Origin of the sequence: Desulfitobacterium chlororespirans DSM 11544 (assembly GCF_900143285.1) — a bacterium.
Taxonomy (GTDB): Bacteria; Bacillota; Desulfitobacteriia; order Desulfitobacteriales; family Desulfitobacteriaceae; genus Desulfitobacterium; species Desulfitobacterium chlororespirans.
Genome location: NZ_FRDN01000008.1, coordinates 145,599 through 160,093 on the forward strand (window position 1 = coordinate 145,599; position 14,495 = coordinate 160,093).

The window sequence follows — 14,495 nt, forward strand, 5'->3', positions numbered from 1 at the left end:
AATTGAAAATATTTCAGGAAAAGATTATAATGTTGCATAGCAAACAATTCGTTGTGCAACATTATAATCTTATTGGCATAGAGAGGGATAAAAGCATGAAATCAATCCATAAAGACAAAAAAGAGATAGGCTTTCAGATTCGTTCTCTTAATCATCTGATTAAACGGCATGTGGAGAACTCGGCAAACTTTCAATATGCAAAAAGCATTACCGGAACGAACAGCTGGATTATAGCCTATCTGGCGGAAAACAGGGATAAGGATATCTTTCAGAAAGATATCGAAGAGATGTTTACAGTGAATCGGTCCACGACCTCAAAAGTGCTGAAGCTTATGGAGCAGAAAGAGCTTATTGAGCGCCGGAGTGTACCCGATGATGCCCGTCTGAAAAAGCTGGTGCTTACGCCTAAGGCCCTGGCTCTTCACCAAAGTATCGTTGAGGATATCGACAGCCTGGAAGCCATGCTGATTCAAGGTTTTACGGAAGAGGAAATTCAGCAATTCAATGCTTATATCGAGAGGATGAAAGAAAACTTAACAGGTAAAAGAGCTGACGACGGTCAGAGTAAGCAGTTATAAGTAGTTATAAGTTCATAAGTAGTTATAAGGTAGTTAATTGGGGGAGTTTGATCTATGCTTAAAAAACTGGCTGGAAGTATCCGGCAGTACAAAAAAGCCACTCTATTGACGCCGTTTTTCGTGGCTTTGGAAGTGACTATGGAAGTGATCATTCCTTTATTGATGGCCCAGCTGATCGACTATGGCATTGATGCGGGCAATATGAATTATGTGGTTAAAATGGGGGGTGCTCTTCTACTCGCCGCCTTGATCAGCCTGGCTTTCGGACTGTTGGCGGGGAGGACTGCCGCCGTTGCCTCGGCAGGCTTTGCCCAGAATCTGCGTAAAGACATGTTTTATAAAGTCCAGAGTTTTTCATTCTCCAATATCGACAAGTTCTCCACAGCAAGCATTGTGACCCGGCTGACCACAGATGTTACCAATGTGCAGAACTCCTTTCAAATGCTGACCCGTATGGCTATACGCAGTCCGATCATGCTTTTCTTTGCCCTCTTTGTCTCCTTTAGTATCGATCAGAAGCTGTCCCTTATTTTCCTGGGGAGCATCCCTATTCTCGGCGTGGGTCTATGGCTGATTATGAGCAATGTTCATCCCATCTTCGCCAGGGTCTTCCGCACCTATGATAAGCTCAATAATGTCGTTCAGGAAAATCTCCGGGGCATGCGCGTGGTCAAGTCTTTTGTCCGCGAAGACTTTGAAACCCGAAAATTTATGGATATTTCCAAATCCATTTACAAGGACTTTAGCAAAGCTGAGCGGTTGTTGGTCTTTAATATGCCGCTGATGCAATTTTGCATGTACGCCTGTATCCTTTTCGTATCATGGTTTGGAGCCCGGGCCATTGTGGCTTCCGGCGGTGATCCTGTGACCGGGCTTTCTACTGGAGAGCTTTTGAGTTTGATTACCTATGCCACTCAGATTCTCATGAGTCTGATGATGCTTTCCATGGTCTTTGTGATGCTGACCATCTCCCGGGCTTCTGCCACGAGAATCGTGGAACTCCTGGAGGAAGAGAGCAATCTGCAAAACAGGGACCATCCGGTCAGCCAGGTCCGCAATGGCGATATCTCCTTTGAAAATGTCAGCTTCAGCTATAGCAAGGATGCGGATAAACCGGTCCTGGACAGGATCAATCTGGACATTCGAGCCGGTGAGACTCTTGGCATTCTGGGGGGAACAGGATCTTCTAAGTCTACTTTAGTCCAATTGATTCCCCGTTTGTATGATGTGACTGAGGGCAAGGTCAAAGTGGGCGGTGTTGATGTCCGGGATTATGACCTGGAAACGCTGCGCAACCAAGTGGCCATGGTGCTGCAGAAGAATGTGCTCTTCTCAGGAACGATTAAAGAGAATCTGCGCTGGGGGAATGAGCAGGCTACTGAGGAAGAGATGGTTCAGGCCTGCAAGCTGGCTCATGCCCATGACTTCATCGCCGGGTTCCCGAACCAATATAATACCCTGATCGAACAGGGAGGGGTCAATCTCTCTGGAGGGCAGAAGCAGCGGCTCTGTATCGCCCGGGCTTTGCTGAAAAGCCCGCAAATTCTGATTCTTGATGATTCGACAAGTGCCGTGGATATGGAGACGGACGCCCAGATCCGCAAGGCACTGGCTGAGCATCTGCCGGATACGACCAAGCTGATCATCGCTCAGCGGGTTTCATCGGTCCAGGATGCCGATAGAATCATCGTCATGGACGATGGGAAAATAATGGCTGTGGGTTCCCATGAGGAATTGCTGCAGACCAGTGAGATTTACAGAGAAGTCTACGAGTCACAAGCGAAAGGAGGGGATGAAGGATGATAGGGAAACCGCCTGCCAGATTCAGCCCCCAGACTGCAAAACGGCTTTTGTCTTATTTGCGGGATTACAAGGTGCAAACCTTCTTTGTTATGGTCGCTATTCTGATCAGTGCCCTGGTCGGAGTGCTGTCTTCCGTATTCCTGAAAATCCTGATCGATGATTATATTGCCCCTCTTCTTCTGGAGGCTGTTCCCAACTATGCCGGATTGCTGCGGATCATGATGGTGATGGCCGGGATTTACCTGATTGGAGTTCTGGCCACTTTAATGTATAACTGGATTATGGTGTCGATCTCTCAAGGCATCTTAAAGAAAATCCGGGATGAGATGTTTTCCCACATGCAGAAGCTGCCGGTTAAATACTTTGATTCCCACACTCATGGGGATGTGATGAGCCATTACACCAATGATACGGATACTTTAAGACAGATGATCTCCCAGGGTATCCCTCAGACCTTTTCTTCCTTCATTACGATTGTGGCGGTTTTCTTTGCCATGCTTTATCTCAGTGTCTGGCTGACCGTGTTTGTGGTCTTGTGTATTTTCCTGATCCTAAAGGTTATTGGCAGCATCGCCGGCAAGAGCGGTAACTATTTTATTCAGCAGCAGCAATCCTTGGGAGCTCTCAATGGTTATATCGAGGAGATGATCAATGGCCAGCGGGTGGTCAAGGTCTTCAACTATGAGGAAAAAAGCAAAGAGGCCTTTAACCGCAAAAATAAAGAGCTTTGTGCCCATGCCACCGCTGCCAATTCCTATGTCAATATCATCATGCCTATGATGAGCAATTTTGGCTATCTCCTTTATGTAGCATTGGCCATTGTGGGCGGTCTCCTGGCGATTGGAGGAGTCACCAATCTGACCATCACCGGGACCAATGTGCTCACCTTAGGAACCATTGCCTCTTTTCTGCAATTGTCACGCAGCTTCATTATGCCTATTGCGCAGGTGTCCCAGCAGTTGAATGCCATTATCATGGCTTTGGCAGGGGCGGAACGGATCTTCAAACTCCTGGATGAAAAGCCGGAGAAAGATGAGGGGCAAGTGACTTTGGTCCATGTCAAGCAAGAAAAGGGCCGCATGGTTGAAACCAGATCGCATACCGATGGGTGGGCCTGGAAAGTTCCTCAGGAAGATGGCAGGGTGGACTATCGGGAGCTTAAGGGAGAAGTCCGCTTCTTCGATGTGGACTTTGGCTACGAGGAGAACAAGGTGGTTCTGCACAATATTACCTTGTATGCCGAACCTGGGCAAAAGGTGGCCTTCGTAGGGGCTACGGGAGCGGGCAAGACCACTATTACCAATCTCATCAACCGTTTCTATGATCTGGCCGACGGCAAGATCCGCTATGACGATATCAACATCAATAAAATCAAAAAGGAGGACTTGCGCCGCTCCTTAGGTATCGTGCTCCAGGATGTCAATCTGTTTACAGGCACAGTGATGGAAAATATCCGCTATGGCCGCCTGGAGGCCAGTGATGAGGAATGCATTGCCGCAGCTAAGCTGGCCAATGCCGACGGTTTTATCCGCATGCTGCCCCAAGGTTATCAGACGGTTCTTTCCGGGGACGGCAGCGGCTTATCCCAGGGTCAGCGGCAGCTTATCTCCATTGCCCGTGCCGCGGTAGCGGATCCGCCGGTGATGATTCTCGATGAAGCCACTTCCTCCATCGATACCCGTACCGAAACCATCGTCCAGCGGGGGATGGACTCTTTAATGGAAGGGAGAACGGTCTTTGTCATTGCCCACAGGCTTTCTACCGTCAAGAACTCCGATGTGATCATGGTACTTGAGGAGGGGAGAGTCATTGAACGAGGCAGCCATGAGAAGCTGATTGCGGAAAAAGGAAGGTATTATCAGCTTTATACGGGAGCTTTTGAACTGGAGTAGCGCTCAAACATCCCGCTGCTCGAAATGGCGGATTGCCCAGAACAACAAAGCCAGGGCATAGAAGACCCCATATCCGAGCATCAGGTTGCTGAGCTCACTCCCTGCCCCGCCATTCAACATGGCCATGGCGCCGTTTCCGGAATCGGTCAGCAAAGCATCGGTTTTGCGAAAGAGAGCATTATAGGGAAAGATGAGGCTGGAGGCGATGCCTGTGTTGATTAAGGACGGGTTATTGAGCAGGGTTCCGATCTGTTCCACCAGCCCGCCTACAAAGCCTACCCCATAGAGAATAATGAGAATGATGCCGCTGTTGATCGTGCTCATACGGGTACTCAGCCATAAACCTGCGGCGACGATGAGGAGAGGGGATAGGACGAAGATCAGCCCCCCTTGAATAACAGAGGAAGGTTCAAGGCGGGCGGCAATATCCCCGCCGGTCAGCTGATTAATCAGCAGTACACCAACGAATAAGCTGAGGGCATAAACCACGACTACGGTTCCCAAGCCGAGGAATTTTCCTAAGACATAAGAACGGCGGGGGAGGGGACGGGCCAGGATCGTGTCGATCTGATGGTTTTCAATTTCCCCGGCTACTCCTCCCACTGTGGAGAGGATGGTGAGCAGGGCCAGAATCATGCTGGAAAAATTAAGCCCCATCATAATAATCTGGGAACGTATGGAGTTTTGGATAACTGTGTTGGTGCTGTCAAAACCGTGCATGGCTTGAATAAAGCCTTGGGCAGCATAATGATTGGTCACCCCAAAGAAGATCAAAAAAGCGAGGGTCATGAGCAAGGTGATGAAAAAGATCCGCCGCGAAAGAATCTCCCTGAAGGTCAGCTTAATGATGGACAGCATGATCTTTCTCCTTTCGCTCCACCCAATGCATAAAGACCTCTTCTAAATGAGGCTGCAGGGAAACCACTTCATAAACCCCGATCCCCATCCCGCTGAGGTGATGGACCAGCTCCGGCACAGCCTCCCCGGAGCTGAGCTGCACCCGCCATTCCGTGATTTCCTGGGTCTGGGATAAAAGCTCGGCTTCCTGAACCGATGAGTTCATCGTGTTGAGGATTTCCCGGGTTAACCCCTGAGTCCGCAGTCTGATTTCCGATTTAAAGTCACAAAGGGTCCGCCAGTCTCCTTGGGCGACCACTTCTCCCTGATTGATAATAGCCACTTGGTCGCAGACATTTTCCACTTCGGCCAGGAGATGGCTGTTGAGAAACACTGTCTTTCCTTCTTTGCGCAGGGCAAGGATGAGATCCCGCACGTCCCGGCGGCCGATGGGGTCCAGGGCGGAGGTAGGCTCATCAAGAAAGATCAATTCAGGATCGGAGATCAAGGCACAAGCCAAGCCGATGCGCTGCTGCATTCCCTTGCTGTAGCGTCGGATTTTTTCCCGCTCACGGCCGGATAAACCTACACGTTCCACTAAGTTCTGAATCCGCTGTCTCCGCTCCGTGGGAGGCACTCCGGCCAAATCGGCATGGAGCTCCAGCAGTTGAACCCCTGTCAGCCAATCGGGATAACGAAAAAGCTCAGGGAGATAGCCTACTTTCGCCCGGGCCTTAACATTCTTGAGGGGATGGCCGAGGATTTCCGCCCGCCCTGAGGTTGGGTGGATTAAGCCCAGCAAAGTTCTGACAAAAGTGCTCTTGCCCGCGCCATTGGGTCCGATGAAACCATAGACGACACCGGGAGGGACCTGTAAGCTCACATCCGAGCACCCGGCTTTGCCATCATAGTGTTTGGTTAAATTCCAGGTTTGAATAACGAATTCCGACATAAGCCACCTCATTGCTTGATAAGCCTAAAGAGCAGCCGTGGGGCTGCCCTTTAGGTATTATGAAGGATTTAAATTTGGCTTGCTATAGCAAGCAAGCTGTTTCTCAGTTCCTTATTGCTTTGGGCTTCCGTTCCCTGAGAGCCCAGCATGTGCATTAAACCATCCTTTTGCCAAATCAGTACGGCATGCTCCCCGCCGGCATAAGCGACAAATACTCCGGGGTTCCCCTGGACTTTAACATCCTCGGAATAGTCCTGGCCTTCGACATAAGGAATGGGAAGGGTGGACTCCCAATCCTGGATATTGGCTAACTGCTGACGGACATTTTCGGGAAGGAGAGGAGTCATTAAGAGAGCACCTCTTACCTGATCTACATCAATCCCCTCGGGAACTTTGAGCTGGGGTGAGGCGGATACAGCATAATGCAAACGAGCCTGTGGGTTGCTCTCCGAGCTATACTCAATAAAACTGCTTTGACCAAAGGAGATAAAAATGGTTTCCTTATTCAGCTTGGGATCCAAGGCTACGGAAGTGCCTAATTGCTGGGCAAAGGCTTCAAACTGGGCTACATCAATTTGCATATTGGCAGAAAAAGGCTCCTGCTTCCCGGCTCGAAGCATGGTATAACCTGTTAGTTCAGGAACCGTTACACCGGCTTGGTGGGCTGCTTCAGTTGAGGTAAAGACTGCCGGTTCAGGCTGGCCGGCCACAGACATATGGCCCATGCCTTTAAGATCGATCTCCCCGTTGTGGAGGGCGCTCATATTGGCTTTAATCTGTTCAATATCTTCCGGAGTAAGTTTAACAGTTTGCAGTTTGTCAATGCGCAATAAACCCAGCATATCGCTGGCGACAACTCTCACCTGGGGTATGAACAGAGCGGAAGCCAGGACCGCAGCCGCTACTCCTCCGGCTATCCAGCGTTTGGGACTGATTTTCATCGTTGACCATCTTCCTTTCTTCAAGAGACCCTTTGACAGGTCTGGGGATAGTTCTGTATTTTGGTTGGGTAATGCCGAGGTTTCCAGGGCGTTGTCAAGGGAATTTGGACCGGGGGCTGCAGCCAACCGGGCTTGTAATTTCTCCCAAGCGGCCTGGGTATCGGGAGATACCTCGCTTTCGGTGTTTAATTTCAAGCTTTCCGTCAAAGCTGTCTTAAGCCATTCATCCAGTCTTTTCATCTTTTCCAGCTCTTCCCGACAACCGGGGCAGCTCCGTAGATGTAGAGCCATCTCTTTTCTTTCCTCTCTTGACAATTCCCCGTCAAGGTAAGCTTGAATAGTTGATTGTTCAAGGCTGCAGGACATTAATATTCCCCCCTTTTCAGGTAACGTTTGCGGAAACGCTCCTTGGCCCGTACCAAGGATTTTCCCACGGAAGCAAATTCCATGGGCATCGCCTCGCTGATTTCTTTGTAGCTTAACCCTGCAAAGCGAAGCAAGAGCAGAGACCGCTCCCGCTCAGGCAGATCTGTCAATACTTCTCTGACTCTTTGAATCTCCTCGGCTCTGAGCCATTGTGTCTCTGCTGAGGGTTCATCAGAAAAAGTCTGGCGGGTGAGCCTTTCCCAGAGACTATGCTGTCGTTTGTTGGTACGCAAATGATTGTAGGCGGCATTGATCCCGGATTGGATTAAGTAGGCCTTGAGATTCTCGATGTCTTGCCAGGGTGTATGATATAAACGCCAAAAGACATCCTGGGCTAAATCTTCAGCGGTACTTCTCTCCTGAACGATCTTCTCGATAGTCTGAATCACCATAGGGTAGTAGTATTGAAATACAGCGCCAAAATCAGAACTATCAGGAGACTGTTCTGCCGTCCGTTCCGCAGTAACTATAGGATCTTCTTTCATTTCCGACCCCCTCTCGACATTACTATAAAACCGCTGGCGGGGTTTTTGTGACAAGAAAAAATGGCAAAAATATATTCAGAATGGCTTCCGTCCGGTTCGGAAGAATTGAACGATTTGAAAGAGGATTTCCCATGATGCAAGCGAAAACATATGCATAATAGTCAACTATCTCCAGAAATTTAAAAAGTGAGGTGTAGTTCTTATGCAAAGCAAAATTGCCGAAGCGATTAAATTGGGAAACCAGCCTGTCGCAGTAATGCGCTCCGATGCCAAGCCCGAAGGGGCTATGCAGTTTAAAGAGGGGAGATGGGGGTGTGCCATCTCTCTGCTCAACATGGCGGCTAAAGGGCAGGTTGCGGTATTTGCCAACTCTACGACTACGTGTAACGGTGGTAAGGTAGGACTGGGATTCAGACAATTTGAGTTGGGCTTTATCGAGCATTTCTTATCTGTAGGCGGTGTAGGCGGACGGGAAGGGGAGTTTTATAAAAAGAACCCTGAACTGGCCGGTAAATTTGCTCTTGAGCTGCCTAAAGTGACGGCCAAAGAATATATTATCTTTAAGCCTCTGTCCGAACTAAAGGCTGACGAAACCCCGGAAGGAATCATCTTTTTAGCTAATGCGGATCAGATTTCCGCTTTGACCGTGCTGGCCAATTATGATCGGCCGACTCAGGATAATGTTAAAGTTGATTTTGGAGCAGGCTGTCACCAGACCGTGCTCTTTACTTTGGCTCAAGTGGATAAGGACGAGGATCACTGTTTTATCGGGCTCACGGATCCTTCGGCCCGCAAATTTATCGATAAGGATATCCTTTCTTTCAGCATGACCTATAAACGTTTTCTGGAATTGGAGGAACAGGTGGCAGAAAGCTTTTTGACCAAGGAAACCTGGCTGAAGGTTGCGGAGCGCATCTAGGCGTTTGGAGTGCATTTAAGCCTTTCTTGTCTTCCACCAGGTTCGGATGATTAAAGAGCAGAGGATAGCTGCTCCCAGAGTGAACAGGGAGCCCCAGAGAACCCGCAGAATTAAGTAAGGGTTGATGACTGAATTGACCGCCATGAAATCCATACCCATGATCCGCCACAGATAAGTCTGCAAAAAACCGGCTAGGATCAAGCTGCTGCTCATGCCGATCAGGCCAAGATTGAGGAGAATGACTCCGGATAGGCCATAGCCATAGGCTTTTTTGTCCAAGGGTTCTTTCTCACTTAAAATAGTATAGGCACCGGCCAGAACCAGAAAGCCGATGGTGCCGAACAAGGCCAGGTGGGCATGGCCTGAGGTTATATAGGTGCCATGGACATAGACATTGATCCAGGGGATCGTGATCAAGATCCCGAAAAGAGTCGCTCCGGTAAGATGATGAAAGATACTGCTTAAAATCAGCCCAACAGCAAGCTTTTCCCGGAGGCTGAAAGGTTTATGTTTCTTAAAGCCTTTATAGACCAGATAAGCCAGGAGAAAGACGGGCAGGACCTGAATGAGGCTGAAAAACGTGCCGAGAAAGAGCCAAACCGGGGGAAAGCCAATCCAGAAGTAATGGTGCCCCGTGCCGAATAATCCTCCGATCACTGAGAGAGTGGCTTCTAAGTAAAGCCACTTTTCTATATCCCTTTTCTCCGCAATACCGGCTGTGACAAAAAAGGAAGCGATGAAACCACTGGTGGTGAGTTCAAAAGCCATCTCTTCCCACAGATGGACGACCCAGAATTTTACCGCTTCATCAGCCACGGGATTAGTGAATCTTAAAACATTAGGGATGATCAGCACACAGAGAAACACTGCCCCTACTGCCATAATTCCGGCAGCAGGGGTTATTTTTTGTTTGTTCTGCCAAAGGGTCCGGATTAAATTATAGGCCCCGAGCAACAGCCCCAGAGAAATTCCCAGATAAAAAACAGGCAATCCATCCAGATACTCCCGACCGTTGCCGATCCCCAAGGCTAATGTTCCCAGGAGCCCTCCTGAAGCCATTAATAAGATCAGAAACTGCCATCTGGCTATCTTCGGCGAGTAGATATCTGCCTTAAGCTGCTCCACGGTGTAGTAATAGACCATCCCCATCATACCGATCACCGGCCAAAAAGTAGCCAGGGCCAGGTGCACTGCCCGGCCGTATGCATAGGAAACAGGGGAGGGCAAATCGGGAAATATCAATGAAGTCGCTCCCAGCAGGGCGACTATGCCCTGAATGGCAAAAAGGAACACACCATAGAGGACATATCTGCGGGCGATTTGTTTTCCGGAGAAGGTTTTCAAGGGGCATCCCCGCCTTTTAGCACCCTTGGCTGAGGAGGCCAGCCTAAAGTGGGAATGGTGTTCAGGTAGTCGAAATAGGCAGTCATAGCCTGGGTTTCTTTTTCAGTTAAAGCGACATGGGTCTCTTTTTGATGGGGTGGAATGACTGGCGGGTTGCTGAAAAAATCACTCAGCTGCTCAGGGCTGCGCCGCGCCGTGATCTGAGTTAAATCTCCGCCTACATAGCCGCCATTGCCGAATAAAGTATGACAGCTGACGCAGTTATAGCGCTGCCATACTTCTTTACCGGCCACCGCCTCCTCACTCATGGGAGCATCCAGCGCCCAGGAGGATTTAACGGCCCAGGCAAACAGGGCGAAAGAAGACAAGGAAATGAGAATAAAGGTTCTGAGTTTCAAAGCGTATCATCCGTTCTTTATACTGAAGCAGTATGCTTACGGGTCACTACTCTTTAGTATTCACGAGTTGGGCAGATCAATACCTCCCCGCCCTTAAGAATAATCTCTTTATAAACATAATAAATCCCCGGCTGTCTGTTCAGCCGGGGTCAGAAGCTAAAATTTATTTCCGCTAAAACCTATACTATCAACAATGCCAATTAGGAAAGCATGGTTTAATAGCTGATCAGCGCTGGCTCTTGTCGTAAGGTATCCCTTCAGCTTTCGGCGCTCGGGATTTTTGTGAGGTGAAGGCCAGGACCACCATTGTCGCCAGGTAGGGCAGCATTTTGTAGAAGGTTTGGTTGATGTTCAGGTCATGGAGGAAGGGAATAAGGGCAATGGAATAGGCTAAGGTGCGCAGGAAGGCAAAGAAGAGGGCTGCCAGCAGAATCTGAAAAGGCTTCCACTGTCCGAAGATCATGACGGCCAGGGCTAAGAAGCCGAATCCCGCTACTCCGGTGTGGCCGTTGATGTTGCTGTTCATGACTCCCACAGCATAGAAAAATCCGCCCATTCCGCCCAGAAAACCGGACATACTGACTCCTGCGTAACGCATAACATAAACATTGATGCCCACTGAATCCGCAGCATGAGGATGCTCGCCGCAGGCCCTCAGGCGCAAACCAAAGCGCGTCTTATAGAAGATGATCGCGGCGATAATCAGGAAAAGGAAACCGATATAGACGGTGATATAGGTGTTTTGAAAAAATAATTTGCCGATGACTGGCAAATCTCCCAGAACGGGAACCTTGCGCAGGTAAAAATTCACGTTGGTGGTGATACCGTCGCTGTTAAAGAACATTTTCGCATACAGCAGGATCATGCCGGGAACCAGCATATTTAAAGCCGTTCCCGAGATGGTTTGGTCGGCCTTCATCGTCACTGTGGCGAGAGATAGCAATAGGGAAAAGATGATGCCAGCCAGGGCGGCCACTGCCATGCCCAGCAAGAGTATATACTGCGGGTTCAGGGAAGAGCCTTGAATAAAGTAAACAAAGAGACAGCCGAAGAAGGCGCCGAAGAGCATAATCCCTTCCAGGGCGATGTTGATGATGCCGCTGCGTTCGCTGAACATCCCGCCCAAGGCCACTAAGAGCAGGGGGATTGCCACAGGAAGCGTGTTCTGAACCAAATAATATACGGTATCCATAATTACGCCTCCTCCTTGGATGTTGCGGAGCTTTTCTTGAAAAGCTTTTTAAAGAAGGATACTACCGTAGTATTCATCAGCATAGCAAAAGCTGAGAAATAGATGATGACGGCGATAACGATATCAATAATCTCCGGCTTGTAACCGTAGAGGCTGGCCAGGGTGCCCCCTCGTTGGATGTGAGAAATAAATACTGCGGCAAAGATAATTCCCAGGGGATTATTGCTGCCCAGAAGGGCTACGGCGATCCCGTTAAAACCGTTGGCGGCGATGACGTTAATGGGTTCATAAGTCATACTGCTGCCCTGAATAGTGGAAGGAGCCAGAATAGCAAAAGCGCCCCCCAAGCCAGCCATGGCTCCGGCGATCCCCATGGTGAGAATAATATTGCGCTTGCCGTTCATTCCGGCGTAAGTGCTGGCAAATTTATTAAAGCCTGTGGCTCTGAGCTCATAGCCAAAGGTGGTCTTATTTAAGATGATATAGAGAAGAACAGCGATTAGGACAGCCAGGATAATCGAGATATTGGCATTGGAACGCTCTATGCCTAGACTGGGTAATTGAGCGGAAGCGGGAAGATAGGCAGTACGGGTCTTGGAGGAAACATACATAGCAGCATTGCTCTGAATAAGCATATCCACCAAATACATTCCGATGTAGTTGAACATGATGGAGGTGATGACCTCGTGGACATTAAGCAGAGCTTTAAAGAGACCTGGAATCAAACCCCAGAGAAGTCCGCCGATCATTCCAGCTATAACGCAGGCCACCCAGTGGATGCCATCGGGAAGGTCCCACATAAATCCCACATACAAGGCGAAGAACATGCCCATGGTGTATTGACCGGCGGCCCCAATGTTGAAGAGCCCCATTTTAAAAGCAAAGCCAACGGCTAACCCGGTCATCAGGATCGGTGTGGCAAAATAGAAGACATCAGCCAGGCGCTTGAAGCCGCCGAAGAGCAGCATTTTCAGTCCGGAAGCGGCGTTGTCGGGACTGGCAAAGGCCATGATCAGGAAAGCAAAGACAAAGCCCAGGAAAATAGACATCAGGGCGGCCGTGAAGGCCGAAAAGCCTTTGCTGTGGATAAACTTATTGATTAGAGAGGGTTTTGAAGTAAGCGATGTTTTATCCTGCATGGGAGCCCTCCTTCAGGTTGCGTTTTGCCCCGGACATGTAAAGACCCAGCTCCTGTACGGTGGTGGTTTTGGGGTCCAGTTCGCCCACGATTTCCCCTTCATACATGACCAGAATCCGGTCACTGACATTCATGACCTCATCGAGTTCCAGGGAGACCAGCAAAACCGCTTTTCCGGCATTTCTCCTGGCTACCAGTTGCTTATGGATATATTCGATAGCACCTACATCCAGGCCCCGGGTAGGCTGCACGGCCACCAACAGTTCGTGATCCTTATCGATTTCCCTGCCGATAATAGCTTTTTGCTGATTTCCCCCGGACATACTGCGGGCGATGGTCAGAGGTCCTTGTCCACTGCGTACATCGTATTGTTTGATTAATCCTTCGGCATAGGAGCGCACGGCTTTGCGCCTGATAAAGCCAAACCGTTGGAACTGTGGCTGCCAATAACGCTGGATGACCAAATTGTCTTCCAGAGTATAATCCAGCACCAGGCCGTATTTGTGCCGATCTTCAGGAATATGGCTCATCCCTGCTTGGGAACGGGTGCGGACGGAAGCTTTGCTGATATCCTGATCGCAAAGGGTAATCGTACCGCCGGTATGTTTTTCCAGCCCGGTCAGGGCAGAGACGAATTCGGTCTGTCCATTGCCGTCGATACCGGCCAGGCAGACGATTTCACCGGCGCGAACATCGAAAGACACGTTGCTGACAGCATTTTTCTTACTGGTTTTGGAGGGAACGGAGACATTTCTTACAGATAAGACCACCCGGTCTGGGGTGCTGGTTTCTTTTTGAACCCGGAAACTTACATCCCGGCCCACCATCATCCGGGAGAGTTCTTCTTTTGTGGTATCTTTTATGTCAACAGTGCCTACATATTGTCCTTTGCGCAATACGGTGCAACGATCGGCAACTGCCATGATCTCGTTTAATTTATGAGTGATGAATAAGATCGATTTGCCTTCTTTGGCAAAACGGCGCATGATTTCCATAAGTTCATCAATTTCCTGAGGGGTTAAAACCGCTGTGGGTTCATCAAAGATTAAAATCTCATTATCCCGGTAGAGCATTTTGAGAATCTCAACCCTTTGCTGCATGCCCACGGATATTTTTTCAATGAGAGCATCAGGACTGACTTCCAGTCCATACTGCTTGCTCAGTTCAACGACTTTTTCCCTGGCTTTTTTCTTTTGTAAAAAACCAAGGGCATGGGGCTCAACTCCCAAGATAATATTTTCGAGAACGGTAAAGATCTCCACCAGTTTAAAATGCTGATGGACCATGCCGATTCCTAAGGCATTGGCGTCATTGGGATTGTTGATTTTTACGGTGTTGCCGTTCTTGCGGATTTCGCCTTTTTCCGGTTGATACAAACCGAATAAAACGCTCATCAGGGTGGATTTTCCGGCACCGTTTTCTCCCAGCAGAGCATGAATCTCGCCTTTTTTTAAACGCAGAGTGATATTGTCATTGGCGATGATGCCGGGGAATTCTTTGGTGATGTTGAGCATCTCAATAATATAATCGTTCATAATAACCCCTCTTCGTAGGTAGTCATGGACATGCGAATAGAGGAAAGGGGAAAGG

The 14,495-nt window shown here is 49.1% G+C and carries 13 protein-coding genes; 4 read left to right on the forward strand and 9 right to left on the reverse strand.

From position 1 onward, the window contains the following. Window positions 1-29: 29 nt before the first annotated feature. Genes BUA14_RS13355 through BUA14_RS13365 form a run of 3 tightly spaced genes read left to right on the forward strand, consistent with a single transcriptional unit; the run spans window position 30 to window position 4,273 of the window. On the forward strand, window positions 30-578 hold the full coding sequence (locus BUA14_RS13355) for a MarR family winged helix-turn-helix transcriptional regulator (RefSeq protein ID WP_178371689.1): 549 nt from the start codon (window positions 30-32) through the stop codon (window positions 576-578). Between the two features lie 54 nt (window positions 579-632). Then, on the forward strand, window positions 633-2,381 hold the full coding sequence (locus BUA14_RS13360) for an ABC transporter ATP-binding protein (protein WP_072773037.1): 1,749 nt from the start codon (window positions 633-635) through the stop codon (window positions 2,379-2,381). Continuing rightward, window positions 2,378-4,273 (forward strand): ABC transporter ATP-binding protein, encoded by a 1,896-nt coding sequence (locus BUA14_RS13365; RefSeq protein WP_072773038.1) that lies wholly within the window; start codon window positions 2,378-2,380, stop codon window positions 4,271-4,273. The genes BUA14_RS13360 and BUA14_RS13365 overlap by 4 nt, the downstream gene beginning before the upstream one ends. 3 nt (window positions 4,274-4,276) lie before the next feature. Here the strand turns inward: BUA14_RS13365 and BUA14_RS13370 are convergent, their stop codons facing one another. From BUA14_RS13370 to sigX, 4 genes are all read right to left on the reverse strand, one after another. Next, on the reverse strand, window positions 4,277-5,131 hold the full coding sequence (locus BUA14_RS13370; RefSeq protein WP_072773039.1) for an ABC transporter permease: 855 nt from the start codon (window positions 5,129-5,131) through the stop codon (window positions 4,277-4,279). Further along, entirely contained in the window at window positions 5,115-6,062 is a 948-nt protein-coding gene (locus tag BUA14_RS13375; RefSeq protein ID WP_072773040.1) for an ABC transporter ATP-binding protein, read from the reverse strand. Before BUA14_RS13375 ends, BUA14_RS13370 begins: the two co-directional genes overlap by 17 nt. A gap of 68 nt (window positions 6,063-6,130) precedes the next feature. Further along, window positions 6,131-7,369 carry an anti-sigma factor family protein gene (locus tag BUA14_RS13380; RefSeq protein WP_072773041.1) on the reverse strand — a complete coding sequence of 413 codons (1,239 nt, stop codon included), beginning with the start codon at window positions 7,367-7,369 and terminating at the stop codon, window positions 6,131-6,133. Then, window positions 7,369-7,914, reverse strand: coding sequence for an RNA polymerase sigma factor SigX (sigX, locus tag BUA14_RS13385; protein ID WP_072773042.1), 546 nt, complete (start codon window positions 7,912-7,914; stop codon window positions 7,369-7,371). Before sigX ends, BUA14_RS13380 begins: the two co-directional genes overlap by 1 nt. A 202-nt stretch (window positions 7,915-8,116) precedes the next feature. On the opposite strand from sigX, the gene BUA14_RS13390 reads away from it, so the two are divergent. After that, window positions 8,117-8,833, forward strand: a complete 717-nt coding sequence (locus tag BUA14_RS13390; RefSeq protein WP_072773043.1) for a DUF169 domain-containing protein — start codon at window positions 8,117-8,119, stop codon at window positions 8,831-8,833. Window positions 8,834-8,848: 15 nt separating this feature from the next. On the opposite strand, the gene BUA14_RS13395 is transcribed toward BUA14_RS13390, so the two are convergent. The 5 genes from BUA14_RS13395 to BUA14_RS13415 form a co-directional block, all read right to left on the reverse strand. Beyond that, entirely contained in the window at window positions 8,849-10,177 is a 1,329-nt protein-coding gene (locus tag BUA14_RS13395) for a cbb3-type cytochrome c oxidase subunit I (protein ID WP_072773044.1), read from the reverse strand. Further along, on the reverse strand, window positions 10,174-10,575 hold the full coding sequence (locus BUA14_RS13400) for a c-type cytochrome (protein ID WP_072773045.1): 402 nt from the start codon (window positions 10,573-10,575) through the stop codon (window positions 10,174-10,176). Before BUA14_RS13400 ends, BUA14_RS13395 begins: the two co-directional genes overlap by 4 nt. A 226-nt stretch (window positions 10,576-10,801) precedes the next feature. Beyond that, the gene (locus BUA14_RS13405; RefSeq protein ID WP_018213111.1) at window positions 10,802-11,767 is read right to left on the reverse strand and encodes an ABC transporter permease; all 966 of its coding nucleotides are present in this window, start codon (window positions 11,765-11,767) and stop codon (window positions 10,802-10,804) included. A 2-nt stretch (window positions 11,768-11,769) separates the two neighbouring features. Beyond that, window positions 11,770-12,906: an ABC transporter permease gene (locus BUA14_RS13410; RefSeq protein WP_072773046.1), complete on the reverse strand. Its 1,137-nt coding sequence runs from the start codon at window positions 12,904-12,906 to the stop codon at window positions 11,770-11,772. Further along, the gene (locus BUA14_RS13415; protein WP_072773047.1) at window positions 12,896-14,440 is read right to left on the reverse strand and encodes an ABC transporter ATP-binding protein; all 1,545 of its coding nucleotides are present in this window, start codon (window positions 14,438-14,440) and stop codon (window positions 12,896-12,898) included. Before BUA14_RS13415 ends, BUA14_RS13410 begins: the two co-directional genes overlap by 11 nt. Between the last annotated feature and the right edge of the window lie 55 nt (window positions 14,441-14,495).

Coding starts and splice junctions, on each gene's coding strand:
- BUA14_RS13360 (WP_072773037.1), top strand. CDS start 633: ATGCTTAAAAAACTGGCTGGAAGTATCCGGCAGTACAAAAAAGCCACT.
- sigX (WP_072773042.1), bottom strand. CDS start 7,914: ATGAAAGAAGATCCTATAGTTACTGCGGAACGGACGGCAGAACAGTCT.
- BUA14_RS13365 (WP_072773038.1), top strand. CDS start 2,378: ATGATAGGGAAACCGCCTGCCAGATTCAGCCCCCAGACTGCAAAACGG.
- BUA14_RS13370 (WP_072773039.1), bottom strand. CDS start 5,131: ATGCTGTCCATCATTAAGCTGACCTTCAGGGAGATTCTTTCGCGGCGG.
- BUA14_RS13405 (WP_018213111.1), bottom strand. CDS start 11,767: ATGGATACCGTATATTATTTGGTTCAGAACACGCTTCCTGTGGCAATC.
- BUA14_RS13375 (WP_072773040.1), bottom strand. CDS start 6,062: ATGTCGGAATTCGTTATTCAAACCTGGAATTTAACCAAACACTATGAT.
- BUA14_RS13355 (WP_178371689.1), top strand. CDS start 30: ATGTTGCATAGCAAACAATTCGTTGTGCAACATTATAATCTTATTGGC.
- BUA14_RS13410 (WP_072773046.1), bottom strand. CDS start 12,906: ATGCAGGATAAAACATCGCTTACTTCAAAACCCTCTCTAATCAATAAG.
- BUA14_RS13380 (WP_072773041.1), bottom strand. CDS start 7,369: ATGTCCTGCAGCCTTGAACAATCAACTATTCAAGCTTACCTTGACGGG.
- BUA14_RS13390 (WP_072773043.1), top strand. CDS start 8,117: ATGCAAAGCAAAATTGCCGAAGCGATTAAATTGGGAAACCAGCCTGTC.
- BUA14_RS13415 (WP_072773047.1), bottom strand. CDS start 14,440: ATGAACGATTATATTATTGAGATGCTCAACATCACCAAAGAATTCCCC.